This is a genomic window from Burkholderia sp. Bmkn7 (assembly GCF_041103175.1).
GTDB lineage: Bacteria > Pseudomonadota > Gammaproteobacteria > Burkholderiales > Burkholderiaceae > Burkholderia > Burkholderia cepacia.
In genome coordinates, this window is sequence record NZ_JBGCUH010000002.1 from 2,949,012 (window position 1) to 2,969,163 (window position 20,152).

A 20,152-nucleotide genomic window follows, 5' to 3' on the forward strand; every position below is an offset into this window, starting at 1 on the left:
TAACGTTACGGCGACAACGGATTGGCCTGCGTCGGTTCAATAGGCCTGTTCATACAGGCGCAAGGCATCGGCATCCGTGACAACGACCGGATTGTTCTGCAGCAGGCGCTGCTGCTTCATGGCATCTGCCGCCAGTGTCGCCAGACTCGAACGCGTGACGCCTACGTCGCGCAGGCGTCGCGGTGCGCCGGATCGTTCCATCAGGTCATCCAGGAATCCGATGAATGCGGCGGTGCGCGCGTGGACGTCGCCCTCTCCTCCCGTTCCTACGAGGTCTGCCAATTCCGAATATTGCTGAGCAGCCGCTTCGGCGTTGAAACGCAGTACGGGGGCGAGCATCAATGCGTTGGACAAACCGTGCGGGATGTGAAAATGGCCGCCCAACGGATAAGCCAGTGCATGGACCGCGGCCACCGGAGCATTGGCGAACGCTTGGCCCGCCAGGGTTGCGCCCAGGAGCATGGCCTCCCGCGCGCGCTGATCTTTCCCATTCTCGCAAGCCGGGATCAGGTTGCTTGCCAGCAGACGCAGTGCTTCACGTGCAAGCGCATCGGAAATGGCATTCTTCTTGTGCTTGCTGGTATAAGCCTCGATGGCATGAACCATCGCGTCGATGCCGGTTGCAGCCGTATGACTGCGTGGCAGGCCGACGGTCAGTTCGGCGTCCAGGATCACTTTGTCGGCGTACAGCTGACGGGAGACGATTCCCATTTTGTTCGTTTCGCCCACAGAAACGATGGAAATATTCGTGACTTCCGATCCAGTGCCGGCAGTCGTCGGGATCTGCACCAATGGCAGGCGCTCGCCCTGAACGTTGCCAATGCCGTACATGTCCGCGAGCGACTGCTGCGACACGGTCAGAATGGCGGCCAGTTTCGCAATGTCCATCGACGAGCCGCCGCCCAGGCCGATGACGACGTCTGCGTCGGCACTGCGGGCGAACGCTACGCAACGCGATACCACGCTCTCTGGCGGATCGGCCACGACCTCGTCGAAAACCGCCGCACGAAATCCCGAGGCTGCCAACGATGCTTTCGCCGGCTCCAGTACGCCGGCCTTGTGCAGCCCTGCGTCAGTAACGATCAGCACATTCCGACGATCCGTCCATCGCGCCATCACTTCGCCCAGGCGGCGCACGCAGCCCCATTCCTGGAGGATCGACGGAACGGTTTCGAAGAGCAGCGACTTCGGGGGCATTTCCATTGACGTTTCCTTCATGCCGACATTTGCAGTTAGATCTGGGTACACATGTACTTGATTTCCAGATATTCCTCGATCCCGTAACGGGAGCCCTCACGGCCGAGGCCGGACTGCTTCACCCCACCGAACGGCGCGACCTCGTTGGAAATCACCCCGGTATTCAGGCCAACCATGCCGTACTCGAGCGCCTCGCCTACCCGCCAGATGCGACCGTGGTCGCGTGTATAGAGATAGGCTGCCAGGCCATACTCGGTGTCGTTGGCCATCGCAATCGCCTCCGCCTCATCCTCGAAGCGGAACACCGGACCGACGGGCCCGAAGAGTTCCTCGCGCGCCAAACGCATGGCCGGCGTCGCATCCGTGATGACGGTCGGCTCGAAAAACGTCCCACCGAGCGGATGGCGTTTCCCGCCAGTGACGATTCGTGCGCCCTTGCTTACCGCATCGTCGACCAGTTCGTTCAGGTGATCGCAGGCGGACTGCTGGATCAGCGGCCCCTGCTGCACGCCTGGCTCCGTTCCGTTTCCTACCTTGAGCGCCTGGACTCGCCGAGCGAGTGCATCGACGAAACGGTCGTGAATGCCAGCCTGCACGAGAAAGCGATTGGCGCACACACAAGTCTGGCCGCTATTTCGGTACTTCGATGCCATCGCGCCTTCAATCGCTGCGTCGAGGTCCGCATCGTCGAACACGATGAAAGGTGCATTGCCGCCGAGTTCGAGAGAAAGCCGCTTGATCGTCGCCGACGACTGGCTCATGAGCACGCGACCCACTTCGGTCGAACCGGTAAACGAAAGCTTGCGCACAATGGGGCTGGCCGTGAGGACCGCGCCGATCTCGCGCGACGGGCCACACACCACTTGAAGGACACCGGCGGGAATACCCGCTCGCTCGGCGAGCACGGCAAGCGCAAGCGCCGTCAATGGCGTGAGGTCCGCCGGGCGCACGATGATGGAACAGCCTGCAGCCAGCGCCGGCGCCACCTTGCGTGTAATCATCGCGGCGGGAAAATTCCAAGGCGTGATCGCGGCGCAGACACCGATCGGCTGGCGAATGACGCAGATGCGCTTGTCGGATTGCGGGTGGGGAATGACGTCGCCATATACCCGCTTCGCTTCTTCGGCAAACCACTCCACGAAAGAAGCGGCATACATGATTTCGCCGCGCGCCTCGGCGAGCGGCTTGCCCTGCTCCGACGTCATGATGAAGGCAAGGTCGTCCGCATGCTCGACGATCAGGTCATACCATGCGCGCAGTATCCTTGCGCGCTCGTGGCTGGTTCGTGTGCGCCATGCTTCTTGTGCCGCAGCCGACGCCGCAATGGCCTTATCCACCTCTGCAGCACCGAGACTCGTCACGCGCGCCAGGACTTCACCCGTAGCCGGATTCGTGACCGGAAACGAACGACCCTCCTCGCCTTTTTCCCATCCCGATGCAAGCCAGACCCGCGTCTCCAGTAAGGAGGCATCTCGCAGTCGGGCGCTCAGCGCCGAAGATACAGTCGATTGGTTCATCCTTTCGTGCTCAGTTTGGTGAAAATTGAATGGATTAACAGTCCGAAGTCCTGATGGCGCTAGACGCCCGCTTCCTGGTCCGCATGGGCGATCTGTCCTGCATGCAGCGACATCCGCCCCCAATACTCGGCCTTGCCCGACCACGCCCGGCTTCCTTGTCGACGAAGCATCGTTCTGTCGTCACATGCAAAAACGACTTCCTTCTGTCCAGCCTTTCCCGGCCTCCGTCGAACACCGCGCCGCAAGCGAAGGCCCATGCCTGAAAACGCGACCTCCTGTTTTGGGATAGACTACGCGCCCTTGGTCAATTGACATGGTCATTTGACCATATTGGGAAATTTGCAGCAACTTAGTAGTTGCACGGGGCTGCGGCACCGGAACCGTTTATGCCATCCTCGAACACAGAATGCGGGCCATGGGTCCTGCGTCTCAAGGAGTCCACATGAAAAATCACAAACGATGCTGCTACAGCGCCGTCGGCGTGCTAGTGACGGCGGCGATACTGGCGGGTTGCGGGCAATCCGAACAGCAAGCCGCTGCACCCGCTACTCCGGTTGCGGCAATGACCCTGGCGACCTCGCGTCTCGACCTGACCGAAGACCTGCCCGGCCGTGTCGCAGCCGTCCGGATCGCCGAGATCCGGCCGCAGGTGAGCGGCATCGTCCAACGACGGTTGTTCGAACAGGGCACGGAGGTGCGCGCCGGCCAGCCGCTGTTCCAGATCAATCCGGCACCATTCAAGGCCGACATGGACACGGCCGCGGCGTCTCTGCAACGCGCGCAAGCCGCGCTCGAACGGGCCAAGGTCCAGACCACACGACTCAAGCCGCTCGTCGAAGCCGACGCAATCAGCCGTCAGGTCTATGACGACTCGGTGTCCCAACGCGACCAGGCTGCCGCCGACGTCGCACAGGCTCGCGCGACACTCGCACGTCGCCAACTCGACCTGAAGTTCGCGACCGTCGAGGCTCCGATCGCCGGCCGCATCGACCAGGCCCTCGTGACCGAAGGCGCACTGGTGGCAAGCACCGACAGCCAGCCGATGGCGCGCATCCAGCAGATCGACCAGGTCTACGTGGACGTGCGCCAGCCGGCCGCCTCGCTCGAAGCGCTGCGCGGCGCGCTCGCGTCGCAGCCGCAAGCGTCGGACAGCAACGGCGTGCCGGTCGACGTGCTGCGCGACGACGACACGCGCTACGACGCGCGCGGCCGCATGCTGTTCTCGGGCGTCAACGTCGATCCTGGCACCGGCGACGTGCTGGTGCGCGTGCTGGTCGACAACCCGAAGCGCCAGCTGCTGCCGGGCATGTACGTACGTGCCCGCATCCCGCGTGGGCATTACGACAACGCGTTGATCGTGCCGCAGCAGGCCATCGTGCGCGCGGGCGGCAAGCCGCAGGTATGGGTGCTCGACGCGAAGGGCACCGCTCACCTGAAGGCCGTCGAGATCGGCGAACTGACGCATCGCAGCTATCGCATCAAGTCGGGGCTGCAGGCGGGCCAGAAGATCGTCGTCGAGGGCATGGAGCGCCTGACCGACGGTGCGGTGGTAACGGCGACTGCATGGAAGGCGCCTGAAGCGGTCGAGACCGCTTCGTCGCACTGAGTCACGGGAGCACCCAGTCATGTCCCAATTCTTCATCCGCCGCCCGGTCTTCGCGTGGGTGATCGCCCTCTTCATCATCCTGCTGGGCCTGATCGCCATTCCCGAACTGCCGGTTGCGCGCTATCCGTCGGTCGCACCGCCGACCGTCACCATTACCGCCACCTACCCGGGCGCGACGCCGCAGACGATGAGCGACAGCGTGCTGAGCCTCATCGAGCGCGAGCTGTCTGGCGTGCGGAACCTTCTGTACTTCGAATCGTCGGCCGATACTTCGGGCCAGGCGCAGATCACCGCGACCTTCAAGCCCGGTACTGATTCAGCAATGGCCCAGGTGGACGTACAGAACAAGCTCAAGTCGGTCGAACCGCGCCTGCCGCCGGTCGTGCGGCAGAACGGCGTGATCGTGCAGTCTGCCGCCACCGGCTTCCTGCTGTTCGTCGGCCTCAAGTCGGACAGCGGCCGCTATGACGAAAACGCGCTGGCCGACTACATGGCGCGCAACGTCGTCGAGGATCTGCGACGTGTCGAAGGCGTCGGCAAGGTGCAACTGTTCGGTTCGGAACAGGCCATGCGCATCTGGGTCGATCCGCAGAAGCTGATTACCTACGGTCTGTCGATGAACGACCTGACCACTGCCGTCAGCCAGCAGAACGTCCAGATCGCGCCGGGCAGCCTTGGGGCTGCGCCTGCGATGCGGGGCCAGCGCGTAACGGTGCCGCTCACGGCACAAGGCCAGCTCACGACGCCGGAGCAGTTCGCCAAGATCGTGCTGCGCGCGAATGCGAACGGCTCGAAGGTCGTGCTCGGCGATGTCGCACGGGTCGAACTCGGCCCGCAGGCGTTCACCTTCGTGAACAGCGAGAACGGCAAGCCGGCCACTTTCGCCGGCGTGCAACTGGCGCCAGGCGCCAATGCGGTGAAGACGGCGGAAGCCGTGCGCGAGCAACTGGACATGATCGCCAAAACCATGCCGGCCGGCATGACCTACTCGATCCCGTTCGATACCGCACCGTTCGTGAAGATCTCGATCGAGAAGGTGATTCACACGCTGCTCGAAGCGATGGTGCTCGTGTTCCTGGTGATGTACCTGTTCCTGCAGAACGTGCGCTATACGCTGATCCCGGCCATCGTCGCGCCGGTCGCGATGCTCGGCACGTTCGCGGTGATGCTGATGACCGGTTTCTCGATCAACGTGCTGACGATGTTCGGCATGGTGCTCGCGATCGGCATCATCGTCGACGATGCAATCGTCGTCGTCGAGAACGTCGAGCGCCTGATGGTCGAAGAAGGGCTGTCGCCGAAGGATGCAACGATCAAGGCCATGAAGGAAATTACCGGCGCGATCATCGGCATCACGCTGGTGCTGACGGCCGTGTTCCTGCCGATGGCGATGTCGAGCGGCTCGGTCGGTGTGATCTATCAGCAGTTCACGTTGTCGATGGCCGTGTCGATCCTGTTCTCCGCGCTGCTCGCGCTGACGCTCACGCCGGCCCTGTGCGCGACGATGCTCAAGCCGATCGAGCATGGGCACCACGAGAAACGCGGCTTCTTCGGCTGGTTCAATCGACGCTTCGATCGCCTAACGGGCTGGTACGAGACGCGCGTCGGCCGCCTGGTCGGCCGCACGGGCCGCGTCATGCTGTTGTTCGTCGCGATTTCCGCGGCACTGGTATTCGGCTTCCGCATGCTTCCGTCGTCGTTCCTGCCCGAAGAAGACCAGGGTTACTTCATGACCGGCTTCCTGCTCCCGGCGGATTCGACCGTCGAGCGCACGGGCGACGTGGTCAAGACGCTCGAGAAGCACCTCGCCTCACGTCCGGCGATCCAGTCGAGCATCTCCATCATCGGCTACGGCTTCTCCGGTCTCGGTTCCAACGCGGCACTGAACTACGCGGTCCTCAAGGACTGGGGCAAGCGCGAGGGTTCGTCCACGATGGAAGAAGCGATGCACGCGCAGGCTGCGATGGGTGGCGTGACAGAAGGTACCGTCATGAGCCTGTTGCCGCCGGCCATTGACGGGCTGGGAACCAGCTCGGGATTCACGATGCGCCTGCAGGATCGTGCCAACCAGGGCTATGCCGCGCTCAAGGCGGCAGAGATGAAACTGCTCGAGCTGGCCGCCCAAAGCAAGATCGTGACTGGCGTCTATCCGGACAGCCTGCCGGCCGGCACAAGCGTGAAGCTGGATATCGACCGCGACAAGGCCGAAGCGCTAGGGGTGTCGTTCACGACCATCAGCGATACGTTGTCGGCCGCGATGGGCTCGACCTATGTGAACGACTTCCCGAACGCGGGCCGCATGCAGCAGGTGATCATCCAGGCCGATGCCCCGGCACGCATGCAGATCGACAACGTGATGAAGCTCTACGTGCGCAACGCGGCCGGCGGCATGGTGCCGTTGTCCGAAGTGGTGCGTCCGGTCTGGTCAGAGACCCCGCTCCAGTTGGTGCGCTTCCAGGGTTATCCGTCCGCACGCATCTCCGGCGGTGCGGCACCCGGCTACTCCAGCGGCGCGGCGATGGCCGAGATGGAGCGTCTGGCCGCGCAGTTGCCGCCGGGCTTCACGGTGGCGTGGACGGGCCAGTCACTGCAGGAGCGCGAGTCGGCCTCTCAGGCGCCGATGCTGATGGCGCTGTCGATGGTCGTCGTGTTTCTGGTGCTCGCGGCGCTCTACGAGAGCTGGGCGATTCCGCTGTCGGTGATGCTGGTGGTGCCGCTCGGCCTGATCGGCGCACTCGCCGCGGTCCTGCTCCGCGGGCTGCCGAACGACGTGTTCTTCAAGGTCGGGATGATTACGGTGATCGGCTTGTCCGCGAAGAACGCAATCCTGATCGTCGAGTTCGCGAAGCAGTTGCGCGAGGAAGGCAAGGGGCTGATCGAGGCGGCCGTACAGTCGTCGAAGCTGCGCCTGCGCCCGATCCTGATGACCTCGCTCGCATTCGGCCTCGGCGTCGTGCCTTTGATGATCGCAACCGGCGCCAGCGCCGAAACGCAGCACGCGATCGGTACCGGTGTGTTCGGCGGCATGGTCGCCGCCACCGTGCTGGCCATTTTCTTCGTGCCGGTTTTCTTTGTGTTCGTGATGAGCATCCAGGAACGCATCTCGGCATGGCTCGCGTCCGGCAAGAAGCGCGCCAACGTGACCCCCGAACAAGAAGGTTGATGCCATGCGACTACTCATTCTTTCCGCTGCGGTTTCCGCCGCTCTCGCGTTGTCGGCGTGCTCGATGGCGCCGAAGCTGGTCAGGCCCGAGATGCCGGTGCCGACCGCCTATACGACCACTGCCGCGGCTGACCAGCATGCGAACGCAGCCGATCTCGGCTGGCGCACGATGTTTGGCGATCGTCGCCTGCAGCGCCTGATCGAGCTCGCGCTCGAGAACAACCGCGACCTGCGCCTGGCCGCGCTGAACGTCCAGGCCGCCGAAGCGCAATATGGCATCCAGCGCTCCGCGCGCCTGCCGTCGATCAGTGCCGGCGCGAGCTTCACGCGCCAGCGCACGGCGGCCGACTCGCAATCGAACCCGCCGCTGCTCGAAAACACGCAGAACCAGTATGGCGTGAACGTCGGCGTCAGCGCCTTCGAGATCGACCTGTTCGGCCGTGTGAAGTCGCTGTCCGATGCGGCGTTCGCGCGCTACCTCGCGACCGATCACGGCCGTCGCGCCGTGCAGATTGCACTCGTCGGCTCCGTGGCCAACGCGTATTTCGCCGAGCGCCTCGCGCAGGAGCAGCGCGCGCTGTCCGAACGCACGCTGAACGACTGGCGCCAGTCGCTTGACCTCGCGCGCCGGCTCAAGCTCGCGGATCAGGCCAGCGGCGTCGACATCGCGCAGGCCGAAGGCCAGGTCGCGAGCGCCAGCGCCGATCTCGAGGCGCGTTCGCGCGCCGTCGAGCAGGCCAACAATGCGCTGCGGCTGCTGGTCGGCACCGAGCTGCCGAAGAACCTGCCCGACCCGCTGTCGCTGGAACGCCAGCCGGTGATGACGCAACTGCCGGCCGGACTGCCGTCGGAATTGCTGTACCGCCGGCCGGACATCCAACAGGCCGAGCAGAATCTCGTGGCCGCCAACGCCGACATCGGCGCGGCGCGCGCGGCGTTCTTCCCGCGCCTGTCGCTGACCTCGTCGATCGGGTTCCTCAGCCCGGGGCTGGGCAGCCTGTTCGACGGCGGCCAGCGCGTATGGAGCTTCGCGCCGCAGGTCACGCTGCCGATCTTCCAGGGTGGCCGGCTGCGTTCCGAGCTGAATCTAGCGGAAGTGCGCAAGTCCAGCGCGGTCGTCGAGTACGAACGCGCGATCCAGACTGCATTCCGGGAAGTGGCCGACGGTCTCGCCGGACGCGAGACCTTCAGCCGTCAGATCGACGCGCAGGCGCGGGTTGTCAAGAGCGCCGAGCGCCGTACCGATCTCGTCAATCTGCGCTATCGCGCGGGCATCGAGGATCGGCTGGAACTGCTCGACTCGCAGCGACAGCTGTATGCCGCGCGTCAGGCCTTGCTGGATCTGCGCAACGCCGAACTGGACAACGCGGTCGCGCTCTACAAGGCGCTCGGTGGCGGTTTGATCGATACCGAAGTCCCTCCCGCCGACAGTACGGCGAACTCCTGAGCCACGGGCGGTCGGCGATCCGTTCGCGAGGACTGAAAGCATCGCGAAGTCCGGCGGCGCACGTGCTGCGTCGCCGGCCGCCTCCCGATCACGCCCACTTCCAGTGAACCCGATGAACCCTCTGATACTCATTGCTGAAGACGATCCGGAGATCGCGGAAATACTCGACGCCTACCTCGCTTACGACCGCTTCCGTACCTATCGTGTCAGTCACGGGCAGGCCGTGCTCGACGTGCTGCCGATGCTGAAGCCCGACCTGATCCTGCTCGACGTGAGGATGCCGCAGAAGGATGGCTGGGAAGTCCTCCTCGAAGTGCGACGCCGCAGCGACACGCCTATCGTCATCCTCACGGCGCTGGACCGCGAGATCGATCGATTGCAAGGACTGCGTTTCGGCGCGGACGACTACATCACCAAGCCATTCAATCCCGCCGAGGTAGTCGCGCGCATTCGTGCGATCCTGCGCCGTTTCGAAACGGCCAAGTCGGGACGCGTCATCAAGGTCGGCAAGCTTGAGATCGACACACAAAGCTATCTGACCACGATCCGCACCGGCACCGGAGGGACCAGCGTCTCGCTGACGTTGACCGAGTTTCGGCTGCTCGCCCATCTGGCAAGTTCGCCGAATCGCGTGTTCACACGCAGCGAACTGGTCAGCGCCTGCCTGCCCGACGGCGATGCACTGGAGCGTACCGTCGATAGCCATATCAGTCGGCTGCGCAAGAAACTCGAATGCGCTGGTGCGCCCGGGATGCCGGACGTGATGCGCGGCGTGGGCTATCGACTGCTAGGTGTCCAATAAATGCGTGTCGCCGGTCGTGGTTGCGTTGCATGTATATTCGCGCTACTGATCGCTGCAATCGCACTGGGAATCTTGACCGGGTGGTTCGTCGTCTATGGTTTGATCGTCTTGACCGCGCCTTCAGTAATCGATAACACGATCGCGGTCGTGATCCGGGAAACGCCGGACTATCTGGTCCTTGCTATTCTGCTTCTGGTCGGCCTCGTCTCGACTGTGATTGAACTTATCAAACTGAGGCACAAAGCAGGTTCGTAATTCGATTTGCTCCGCATGCGGTGACGCCGCCGTTAGCAGGCAGCCGGTGCCTTGATCTGAGCCAACGTATCGACGGACGCAATGAGCCGTGCAATCCGCTTCTCAATCGCCACGTTCGAACCGATGGTCAACAGCGACGACGCCATGATCCGGTAGACGCGCTTTCTCGGTACCTTGGCCGGCGCCGTCGGGTCGAGCCACGCGTCGTGGCCGGCCAATAGCTCGAGCGTCTCGAGGCCGATAAGAATCGGCCACAGGCACGCGAGCCGCAACCGCACGAAGCGACGCGGGATCGCGAGTGTATACAGACACGCATCGCGATACTGGTCGAGCGCTACGCGCAACAGGTCGATCAGCACGCCGCGCGCACGCGTCGACGCGCCCGGCTGCATCAGATCGGGCACGCCAAGCCCGTGCGCAGCCAGCACGTCGTCCGGCAGGTAGCAACGGCCAATAGGGAGATCCTTCCCGCAGTCGCGCAGAATATTGGTCATCTGCAGCGCCTTGCCGAACTGGATCCCTTTATCGAACATGTCCTGGAAGTCCCAGCTGCGTGCCGCACATGTGTGCGCGCCCGTCATATCCGTCCAGAACTCCCCGACGCAACCCGCGACCAGGTAGGTGTAGCGATCGAGCATGTCGTACGTCGGCAGTGAAGCGACCTGCCCCGACTGTTCGTCCGGAAACGTGCGCAGGTCGAATTCCATGCCGGAAGTGAGTGTTGCGACGACCTTGCGGATCGCTGCGCTGTCGGCATCCGTCTGCGCGCGCAGCAGCGCAAGCATCGGCGGTATCGAGCCGAGTAGCACGTGTTCGTGGGAATCCGTCTGCATCCGCGTCACGTCCTCGAGTGCATGGGACAGTGAGACACCGTCGTCAAGCTGCTCGACGTTCTCGCGCAATTGCGTCAGCAGCGCCACGCGGCGGTCCGGCGCGACAAGTGCGGTGTCCGCGATGGTATCGGCCGCACGCGCAATCAGGTATGCGAGCCCGACCGGTTCGCGCATGCCGTCAGGCAGCACGCACAGCGACAGGTAAAAGGAGCGCGAAACATTCTTGAGGAGATTGCCGAGCAGATCGGCGGAATGGGTATCGGTGGTCATGGGTACGAGAATTCGGCGGAGCCGCGCGCCGGACGCACGTGACATCCGCCCCGCCCCGCGACCGTCAACGCAAGAGTCCGCAGAGTTTAGTGGATATCGTCCGTGGTCGCGCAAAGACGTTCCTCGGTAGTCCCTGCTTTTTTCCACGGCGTTCTGCGAGAACCGTCGTCAACTCGACGCTCATGGCATGTGTATCGTCGGTCTATCTCAATCGGCATGGTGAACCGATGCCTCGGGAAAAGCCGCTCGACGACCCAATTAGACCGCATGCATCCGGCGTAGCTGCCACGTTAACGCAGCAACCCCATGGCGATGTTCAGCATGCCGCTCTTGAACTGCTCGGGATGCTCGGTAAGATCCGAGAATTTGGCCAGCACGTGACCATAAGAGACCGTGTTGCTTATTGCATTGACGATCATCGCATGCATAAGCTCAGGGTCGCATGGCTTTACCTTGCGAGCCTCTATGGCGTCCTGGAGAAGCGGGACGACTGCGTCGCGATAAGGGCCGATCAACCTGTCGACCAGCAGATCCAATCGCGCGCCATGTTCTGTCGTCGCGGTCGCAAAAAACATTCCGACGTCAGGCGTTTCGAACAGGCTGTCGATAAAAAGTATCATGGCCTGCCGGACACGCTCGATCAGGGACATGCGGCTATTGCGCAATTGCTTCGTCGTTTCGATCACGGGCCCCAGCTGTACGGCCAGTTGTTCGACTACCGCCGTCCAGAGCCCTTCTTTCGACCCAAAATGATGTGACATCAACGCCGGATCGACCCCGGCAAGGCCAGCGATCTTCCGCACACTTGTGGCGGCATAGCCCTGTTTGGCAAACATCTGTCGCGCACATCGCAGAAGTGAATCAAATCCCACATGCGTATCGCCGGACGGACGTCCCCTGGCACGTTTTACCGTTGGCAAATGCTGGGTCGAAGTATCAGAGCACGGCATGTCGGAACGACATCAAGGAAAGGAAGCCGGAAGTATACCAACCGTATTCGGCATACCGCACTCGCCGAGCTCAAGAAATTCGATCTGCTCTCGCCCTTTCCGCACACAGGATGATGCCAATCGGCAGTGCTCTCATCCGGCTCTTGCTCGTGCTTCGCAAGCCGACGTCAGTACAGTTCCAGTTGACACTTGTGCTCGGCCTTGAACGAACCAGCCGAATTGGCGCGGTGCAAGCGTGAATCTGGCGGAAGCACGACGTTATGAATGACGCAGCCGACTGCGCAATCTTCGCGCGCAGTCGGCCAAGCTGCACCGTGCGACGGGCAAAACGCTCATCTCGCCTCATCGCATGTGCGTTCGCCGGACGCCATCAATCCGCTCAATAATCGTAGTAAGCCTCGTCGTAGCGATGCTTGTTGCGGCGCATCCTGCGCATACTGTCGCGGTCTCGCGCATCGTCGCGGTCCCGTGCGTTACGTCCGAGATTGCCACCCAGCGCCGCGCCTCCGCCACCGCCGAGCGCCGCACCGAGGATTCCGCCGTTGCGGCCGCTCATCGCATGACCGGCCGCAGTGCCCGCACCGCCGCCGAGTGCACCGCCAATGATTGCCCCGTCGCGCTCGTTGCGGTCCGCCGCGATCGCGCCACCGGCACCGCCGCCAATCGCACCGCCCACTACCGCGCCAGTGCGGCCACCCAGTGCATCGCCGACGGTGGCACCGGCAATACCGCCGAGTGCACCGCCAAGCGCGTTGTCCCAACTGTCCGCCGCGGCCGGCAGTGAAATCAGCGCGACCGCGGTAATGATGAATGCGGGGGCGATCTTCTTCAACATGCGAATGCTCTTCCTTGTGCTCAATCTCAAGTCCAGGTTTCTTGCGTTGCTGCCCATTCTCTTCGACGAACGGGTGGCGAAAGATAGCACTCCCATACAACCCCAGTTCGCCATTGTCGTAACAGATTGTGTGGGCCTGCAGAGCCGAACCAGCATGGCTGTCAGGCGGCCTGCAATTTTTTACATCGATTCAATCATTTCTCCATCAAACCTCACAAAAACGTCCATCGAGTCGAAGCATACTGCGACGCAACTCATCGAATACACGTGCACGGGCAACACGAACACATGGACACGTTTCCGACCCTGATCGTCTGCGAGCATTGCGACAGCGTCTACCGACGCCGCGCACTGGCGCCTCACGAGATCGCGCGTTGCGAACGGTGTTCAGCCGTGTTGTTTCGATCGAGCTGGCTCGATATCGACCGGTGGCTCGCGCTGTCCATTGCTTCAGGCGTCGTCTTCGCCATCGCCAACCTTTGCCCGATCATGCGAATCAGCGTGCAGGGGCGGCATAGCGAAGCCACGCTGTGGCAATCCGCGCTTGCGCTTGCGCAGGGATTCGCCGCGCCGATCGCGATTCCAACGGCCCTTGCCATCGTGGTGGCGCCGTTTCTACAGGTTGCGACGTTGATCTGGTTACTGGCCTTTGCCCGCGCGGGACATCGCGCGCCCGCGTTCGGCCCGCTGATGCGGTTACTTGTCGCGCTGCGCCCATGGAGCATGATCGAGGTCGGATTGCTCGGCATCCTCATCGCCATCATCAAGCTGTCCAGCATCATGCAGATCATTCCCGGCGCTGGCTTGTGGGCCACGGCGGTGCTGATGGTGCTGATTCCGGTGATCGCCGGCCACGATCTGCGCCAGTTATGGGACTGGGTTGTGCCGGTGGAGCCCGCCGGAGGACACCCGTGAGCCTGCCTGTGCGCGCCAGTCGACTGGGCATGATCGGGTGCCATGCGTGCGGCCTTGTCTGCCGTCCATCTTCACCCGCCGAGCAGGATGCGGGTCCGCAAGCCGCCGAAACGAAGCACTGCCCGCGCTGCGAGTCCGCGCTGCACGCTCGTCGTCCGAACAGCATGGTGCGCGCCTGGGCGCTCCTGATCGCCAGTCTGATTTTCTACATCCCGGCCAACCTGTTGCCGGTGATGCGCACCACGCTGCTCGGCAGCCAAAGCGAATCGACGATTCTCAGCGGCGTCGTGATGTTCTGGAATGCGGGTTCGTACGGCATCGCGTCGGTCATCTTCATTGCGAGCGTCGTCGTGCCGTGCACGAAGTTCCTCGCTATCGGAATGTTGCTCGTCACGACGGGTCGGCACAGCGTGTCGGCCATGCGCGAGCGGACCGTGCTGTACCGCGCGGTCGAACTGATTGGCTACTGGTCGATGCTCGACGTGCTGGTCGTCGCGATCATCTGCGCGCTGGTGAGGTTCGGTCCGCTTTCCGAGATCGAGCCGCGCGCCGGCATTTTGTTTTTCGGCATGGTCGTCATTCTCACGATGCTGTCTGCAATGAGTTTTGACCCACGCCTCATTTGGGACGCCGAGAGAGCATGAATCCCGCATCCGGCCCGCAAGGCCTCGAACCCCACGACCCGCCCGTGACACGCAACCGGATGCGGCTCTCGCTCGTCTGGCTCGTGCCGGTCGTCGCGGCGTTGATTGGCCTGTCGATGGTGATACACGCATGGTTGTCCGTCGGACCGGAAATCACGATCACATTCAACACTGCGCAAGGCCTCGAAGCCGGCAAGACACCGGTCAAGTACAAGGACGTCGTGATCGGCACCGTGACCGCCATTTCGCTGAGCGACGACAGTTCACACGTGGTCGCGACCGTTTCGTTCGTGAAGAATGCACGTAACCTCATTCGCGACGATACGCGGTTCTGGGTCGTGCGGCCTCGCGTCGGCATGAGCGGCGTATCGGGCATCGATACGCTGTTTTCCGGCGCATACATCGGCATGGACACGGGCCGCTCGGACAAATCGCGGAAAGCCTACACCGGGCTAGAAACGCCACCTACTGTCATCAACGGCATGCCGGGGACAAGCTTCACATTGCTGGCCACAGATCTCGGCTCGCTTGATATCGGCTCGCCGGTCTATTACCACCATCTGTTGGTAGGCCACGTCGCGTCGTACAAGCTGAACATGCAAACTCGCGACATGAACCTGCAGGTGTTCATCGATGCGCCGTACGATCGCCTGGTGACGACCGATACGCGCTTCTGGAACGCGAGCGGCATGGACCTTTCGCTCGACGCGAATGGCCTGAAGCTGAAGACCCAGTCGGTCGCGACGATCGTGGGCGGCGGCATCGCGTTCGCGACGCCGGACGACAGCAGCGCACCGGCCGCGCCCCCCGATACCGTGTTCAGGCTCACCGCCAACGAAGCGTCGGCGATGGCCGTTCCGGACGGGCCTTCGCAGCTCATTCGATTGAAGTTCGAGCGGCCATTGCGCGGGCTTGCGGTCGGGGCGCCAGTGGAATTCTCCGGCGTCGACATCGGCAAGGTCGTCTCGACCCAACTCGACTTCGACAACGCCGCACGGCGCTTCCAGTCGATCGTCATGGTCAAGGTCTATCCCTATCGGCTCGGCCCCGTCGTCGAGAAACTGCAGAAGACTGAAGGCAACGGCAATCCGCGCGTGGCCCAGTTCCTGGCGGGGCTGGTCAAGCACGGGCTCCGGGCGGAGACGCGCACCGGCAACCTGCTGACGGAGCAACTCTACATTTCGTTCGATTTCGTGAAAAACGCGCCGAAGGTACCGTTCGACGCCAATGCCACGCCGCTGACCCTGCCTACCGTCACGAGCACGTTTGACAAACTGCCCGAACAGATCGCCGACATCGTCGACAAGATCAACAAGATGCCGCTGGAGTCGATCGGCAAGCATGTCGATTCGAGCCTGACGACTCTGGACGCAACGCTCAGGCAGGTCAACGGCCAACTGCTGCCATCGACGACACGCGTGCTCGACCAGGCGAACCAAACGTTCGGCACGTTGCGCCAGGGCATCGCAGAGGATGGCCCACTTCAGGAAAACCTGACTAACACGTTGACCGAAGTCCAGCGTACCGCGCGATCGCTGCGCACGCTGACCGACATGCTGGGCCGCCGGCCCGAATCGCTGCTCCGGGGAACCGGGGCCGATCATGCACCGATCGCGCCGGCCGACAGTTCAACCCCGCCTGCCGCGCAGGAGCCACGACAGCCATGAGCCTCCCGATTCGCGCAAGAACGATTGCCCTGAGTACCGGCGCCGTCATCGCGCTGACCGCCTGCGCGTCGAACCCGGTGCATTACTACACGCTCGTTTCGCCGGCCACGTCGGCGACGGCGACGACCGCACGCGGCACCACGCCGCTGGCGATCAACGTGTTCCCCGTCGGCATCCCGGCCCAGCTCGACCAGCAGCAGATGGTCGTTCGCAACGGGACAGGCACCGCGGTGATCCTGGACAACGAACGCTGGGTCGCGCCGCTCGGCGACGAGCTGCGCGCGGCGCTGTCGTCGTCACTCGTCGTGCAACTGGGCGCGCGCAACGTCACCGGCCTTCCACGTCCGTCGAACCAGACCGTCATGAGCATCCGCACGCAAGTGCGTCGCTTCGATGCGTGGCCGGGGCGCATGGCCCGGTTCGAAGCGGATTGGGCCGTCGGTGTGCAACAGGACACGCCTGGCACGCGCATTTCATGCAGCACGCGGCTCAACGAGGTCGCCCCAGACAACTACGCCGACATGGTTCAAGTGCAACAACGCATGGTCGAGCAGTTCGCCGCACGGATCGCGAGCGCGGTGCGCAGCTTGGAAAGCGGGCGCCCGGCCTGTCCGGCCGATTCCTAATTCACCCGGCCCCGGGAGCGATCTATCGGGGCTGACCAACAAACAAGGCCGCTTTGGCGGTTACAGACCCGCTTTATCAACAAGGTCGCAAGACCTGCCTCTTTTTAGAAGGAGCTCCACGAATGAACAAGACTCTGATCGTTGCAGCAGTTGCAGCATCGTTCGCTACCGCCGCTCACGCGCAAAGCAGCGTCACGCTGTACGGCGTGCTGGACGCAGGCATCACCTACCAAAGCAACGTCCAGACCGCATCCGGCCAAGGGAAGTCGCGTTGGTCGCTGGGTTCAGGCATTGACCAGAGCCGTTTCGGGCTGCGTGGTTCGGAAGACCTCGGTGGCGGCCTGAAGGCAATCTTCACGTTGGAAAGTGGTTTCAACATCGGTAACGGCAAGTTCGCGAATGGCAACGGCGGTATGTTCAACCGCCAGGCATTCGTCGGCCTGTCGAGCCAGTACGGCACGGTCACGCTGGGTAAGCAGTATGACGCGACGCAAGACTACCTGGCGCCGCTGACGGCAACGGGCTCGTGGGGCGGCACCTACTTCGCTCACCCGCTGAACAACGACCGCCTGAGCACGAACGGCGACGTCGCGCTGAATAACACCATCAAGTACACGAGCGTGAACTACGCCGGCCTGCAATTCGGCGGTACATACTCGTTCTCGAACAGCACGAACTTTGCCAACAATCGTGCATATAGCGCTGGCTTGTCGTATCAGTTCGAAGGCCTGAAGCTGGGTGCGGCATACTCGCAAGCAAACAACGCTGGTCTGTCCACGACGGGCGCGGTAAACCCGAGCATTGATTCGACGACTGGTACGGCGTTCGGAGTCCAAGGCCGCACGCGCACCTACGGTATTGCAGCAGGGTACGCGTTTGGCCCGGCGCAAGTCGGCGCAGCGTGGACACAATCGCGCCTCGACAATCAAACGAGCGGAGCCGGTACGCTGCGCGCTGACAACTATGAAATCAACGGGAAGTACAACCTGACGCCGGCCCTCGGCCTGGGTGCTGCTTATACGTACACGAGCGCAAAGCAAAACGGCCAAAGCACGCACTGGAATCAGTTCGGCGTGCAGGCTGATTACTCGCTGTCGAAGCGTACGGACGTCTACGCTCAGGCAGTGTACCAACGCGGCACGAAGGGTGCCGGTTTGGGCGCTTCCATCTACAACGGCGACGTCAATGCATATCCGAGCTCGAAGGTCAGCCAGACCGCGGCAACGGTGGGCCTGCGTCACCGCTTCTAAGCCTGTGACTGGTTAGTTGGTTAGGAAAAGCGCCTTCGGGCGCTTCTTTGATGTGTTTGTCCCGTCCGGAAATAGGTTGACACTTTTTCGCCGAAGCGAAGAGGTGCCCAAGCATTTCAATTTTCCCGTAGTCTCTTCAGGTGGGAGTCCAACGTTCGGGGTTCAGTTCAAATCGAGCGCTTCTGCGCCTGCGAGGCGGTCATGAATAAGGATTCTATTCAAACGACCCACATCCCGCGCGATGCCGCGCTTCGGCCCTCATGGGTGATGGTGTTGTGTTGCTTGATCGTGTTCATGATGCAGATGGCCACCACCGTCTATTTGCCATCGCTGCCGGTAGTGATGCGCGAACTGGCTATGAGTCAGAGCCTGGTGGAAATGTCTATCTCCGGCTTTGTTGTCGGCGCGGCGTTGCCCGTGTTGTTCTGGGGATCGGCCGCCGACCGCTGGGGGCGTCGCGGCCCGTTGCTGGTTTCGCTGGCGTTGTTCGTCCTGTGCAGCGCGTTGTTGGCCGCCGCAGGCAGCGCAGTCGAACTGCTGGTTCTTCGAGCGCTGCAGGGCAGCGCGGCCGGCGGCGCTGCCATCATCGCTCGAATCATTGTCCGCGATAACTGGAGCGGTGACGAGCTGGCACGCCGGCTATCGGTACTGTCCATCGCCTTCATCACCGCGCTGAGTGCCGGCCAGTTCATCGGGGGGCTGATCGGCGAGTACAGCCATTGGCAAGTCGGTTTTGTGTTGATGGCCGTCACCGGCACCCTAGCCGCATTGCTGAGCATGACTGTGCCGTTGCAGGGCGGCCAGCCGGCAGCCTCGCGCCAGAGCGGAAGTCCCTACTGGCAGATCTTGCGCCGGCTAGGCTTTACGCTGCCGGCGTGCGCCGGGGGGCTGGGCTTTGCCACAACCATCACATTGCAGGAAGCCAGCCCCTTCGTGTTCCAGGAGCACTTCGGGTTGGCAGTATCAAGCTTTGGCAATGTCGGACTGCTGATTGGCTTAGCTTATTTCTGTGGCGCGTGGACGGTCAATCGCACCGTCGCCAAACTGGGCGGCAAGAAACTGATGCGCGCTGGCGCGCTGCTGATGGCCGCAGCCACCGTCGCCACGCTGCTGTGTTGGCATCTGGGCGCATTGGAGGCCAAACCTGGTCTATTGCTGTTCGTGTGTCTGTATTGCCTCACCATTTTCGGCCAAGCGGTGCTGTTCCCTAATAGCATGGCCGCCGCAGTCAGCGACGCCAAGAACCACGGTGCGCACGCGATGGCGTTGTGCGGCTTCCTGCAGCAAGGTTTGGCCGGCATCGCCGCCACGGTCTCGGTGCTGCTTCACCACAACGGCGCCTGGACGCTGGCAATGGCTGTGCTCGGCCTGACCACTCTTCTACTGGTTCTGTTCCAGGCACACCTGCGCGTGTCCTAGCCCCGTTACTCGTAGCTGCGGTCAGGATTTTCCCGAGCCATTAAAAAAGCCGCGTGTCCCAAAGCATTTCTGTGAAGCTACCTCCAAGGCCCACGCCATCCACCGTATCGCGCCGATTGCCGGTGACACGATGGCTAGGGCGCGCGATACGGCCAAGCTTCTTGATGTCGATGTGCAGCAAGTCGCACGGTGCCTCGTGTTCGCAGCGCTGCACCGGTTCACTCGGTTGCAGATCGCCCAACCGGGACAGTCCGGCACGTGCCAGCACACGGCTGACGGTCGAGCCGATACGCCTGCCTGTCGGGCGATCTGTCGCTGCAGCAAGCGCTGCTGGCGCAATTCCACGATCAGCAAGGCAGTCGCTCGAGCAATGGAGCGCGGAGACCCGCGGCGACCTCCCGTTGGTGGACGTGATCGGCTCGCCCCTTTCCGCGTTGACTGACTGGGCTACGCATAGACAACTAGAGCGGGAACAGCCGGGCAAGGCCTCATGGAATTCGAGATGCAACCGCCCGAGGCTTATAGAACCTCAGATTTCTCCCCCTTCGACGGCTACTGATACGGTACAGGCTCAAACGCCATCAACCGCGATGAATTTAAGTTCGCCGTAAGGATTGGGGCGATGTCCAGACACCGCCTCCTTTGAAGGCACATTCCAGACCACATCCGCTAGCGTAGACGGAAATAATTGGCGCCCGCGTTGCGCGGTGTTGACTCGCGCGCCCACTCACATCCACGCAACGGATAAGAATTAAA

At 62.7% G+C, this 20,152-nt stretch carries 16 protein-coding genes and 1 pseudogene; 11 read left to right on the forward strand and 6 right to left on the reverse strand.

Features of this window, described 5'->3' with window-relative positions; all coding sequences use genetic code 11:
• Window positions 1–36: 36 nt before the first annotated feature.
• Both AB3K92_RS19165 and AB3K92_RS19170 read right to left on the reverse strand, forming a co-directional pair.
• On the reverse strand, window positions 37–1,203 hold the full coding sequence (locus tag AB3K92_RS19165) for an iron-containing alcohol dehydrogenase (RefSeq protein WP_059488339.1): 1,167 nt from the start codon (window positions 1,201–1,203) through the stop codon (window positions 37–39).
• A 29-nt stretch (window positions 1,204–1,232) separates the two neighbouring features.
• On the reverse strand, window positions 1,233–2,714 hold the full coding sequence (locus tag AB3K92_RS19170) for an NAD-dependent succinate-semialdehyde dehydrogenase (RefSeq protein WP_034202076.1): 1,482 nt from the start codon (window positions 2,712–2,714) through the stop codon (window positions 1,233–1,235).
• A 442-nt stretch (window positions 2,715–3,156) separates the two neighbouring features.
• Between AB3K92_RS19170 and AB3K92_RS19175 the strand changes: the two genes are divergently transcribed.
• From AB3K92_RS19175 to AB3K92_RS19195, 5 genes are all read left to right on the forward strand, one after another.
• On the forward strand, window positions 3,157–4,320 hold the full coding sequence (locus tag AB3K92_RS19175; protein WP_059488275.1) for an efflux RND transporter periplasmic adaptor subunit: 1,164 nt from the start codon (window positions 3,157–3,159) through the stop codon (window positions 4,318–4,320).
• 19 nt (window positions 4,321–4,339) lie between these two features.
• Window positions 4,340–7,483, forward strand: coding sequence for an efflux RND transporter permease subunit (locus tag AB3K92_RS19180; protein ID WP_059488276.1), 3,144 nt, complete (start codon window positions 4,340–4,342; stop codon window positions 7,481–7,483).
• Between the two features lie 4 nt (window positions 7,484–7,487).
• Window positions 7,488–8,930, forward strand: a complete 1,443-nt coding sequence (locus AB3K92_RS19185; protein WP_059488278.1) for an efflux transporter outer membrane subunit — start codon at window positions 7,488–7,490, stop codon at window positions 8,928–8,930.
• A gap of 112 nt (window positions 8,931–9,042) precedes the next feature.
• Window positions 9,043–9,732 carry a response regulator gene (locus tag AB3K92_RS19190; protein ID WP_059488280.1) on the forward strand — a complete coding sequence of 230 codons (690 nt, stop codon included), beginning with the start codon at window positions 9,043–9,045 and terminating at the stop codon, window positions 9,730–9,732.
• On the forward strand, window positions 9,733–9,987 hold the full coding sequence (locus tag AB3K92_RS19195) for a hypothetical protein (protein ID WP_043206133.1): 255 nt from the start codon (window positions 9,733–9,735) through the stop codon (window positions 9,985–9,987). It begins immediately after the preceding gene.
• A gap of 32 nt (window positions 9,988–10,019) precedes the next feature.
• Here the strand turns inward: AB3K92_RS19195 and AB3K92_RS19200 are convergent, their stop codons facing one another.
• The 3 genes from AB3K92_RS19200 to AB3K92_RS19210 form a co-directional block, all read right to left on the reverse strand.
• Window positions 10,020–11,090, reverse strand: a complete 1,071-nt coding sequence (locus tag AB3K92_RS19200) for a phytoene/squalene synthase family protein (protein ID WP_059488281.1) — start codon at window positions 11,088–11,090, stop codon at window positions 10,020–10,022.
• A 290-nt stretch (window positions 11,091–11,380) separates the two neighbouring features.
• Window positions 11,381–12,040, reverse strand: a complete 660-nt coding sequence (locus AB3K92_RS19205) for a TetR/AcrR family transcriptional regulator (RefSeq protein WP_046338001.1) — start codon at window positions 12,038–12,040, stop codon at window positions 11,381–11,383.
• A 379-nt stretch (window positions 12,041–12,419) separates the two neighbouring features.
• Entirely contained in the window at window positions 12,420–12,875 is a 456-nt protein-coding gene (locus AB3K92_RS19210) for a hypothetical protein (protein WP_059488283.1), read from the reverse strand.
• A gap of 288 nt (window positions 12,876–13,163) precedes the next feature.
• Here AB3K92_RS19210 and AB3K92_RS19215 point away from each other — a divergent pair, with 288 nt between their 5' ends.
• From AB3K92_RS19215 to AB3K92_RS19240, 6 genes are all read left to right on the forward strand, one after another.
• Window positions 13,164–13,790: a paraquat-inducible protein A gene (locus tag AB3K92_RS19215; protein WP_034202071.1), complete on the forward strand. Its 627-nt coding sequence runs from the start codon at window positions 13,164–13,166 to the stop codon at window positions 13,788–13,790.
• A complete protein-coding gene (locus tag AB3K92_RS19220; protein WP_059488285.1) occupies window positions 13,787–14,434 on the forward strand; it encodes a paraquat-inducible protein A in 648 nt (215 codons plus the stop codon). Before AB3K92_RS19215 ends, AB3K92_RS19220 begins: the two co-directional genes overlap by 4 nt.
• Window positions 14,431–16,101 carry an intermembrane transport protein PqiB gene (locus AB3K92_RS19225; protein ID WP_059675700.1) on the forward strand — a complete coding sequence of 557 codons (1,671 nt, stop codon included), beginning with the start codon at window positions 14,431–14,433 and terminating at the stop codon, window positions 16,099–16,101. Before AB3K92_RS19220 ends, AB3K92_RS19225 begins: the two co-directional genes overlap by 4 nt.
• Window positions 16,102–16,178: 77 nt before the next feature.
• Complete coding sequence (locus tag AB3K92_RS19230) at window positions 16,179–16,727, forward strand: membrane integrity-associated transporter subunit PqiC (protein ID WP_230954563.1); 549 nt, start codon at window positions 16,179–16,181, stop codon at window positions 16,725–16,727.
• A gap of 122 nt (window positions 16,728–16,849) precedes the next feature.
• Window positions 16,850–17,977, forward strand: coding sequence for a porin (locus AB3K92_RS19235; protein ID WP_006498910.1), 1,128 nt, complete (start codon window positions 16,850–16,852; stop codon window positions 17,975–17,977).
• Between the two features lie 201 nt (window positions 17,978–18,178).
• Window positions 18,179–19,396, forward strand: coding sequence for an MFS transporter (locus tag AB3K92_RS19240; RefSeq protein ID WP_225740259.1), 1,218 nt, complete (start codon window positions 18,179–18,181; stop codon window positions 19,394–19,396).
• A gap of 88 nt (window positions 19,397–19,484) precedes the next feature.
• Here AB3K92_RS19240 and AB3K92_RS19245 read toward each other — a convergent pair.
• Window positions 19,485–19,780 (reverse strand): annotated as a pseudogene (locus AB3K92_RS19245) (IS481 family transposase); the annotation flags it as partial.
• Between the last annotated feature and the right edge of the window lie 372 nt (window positions 19,781–20,152).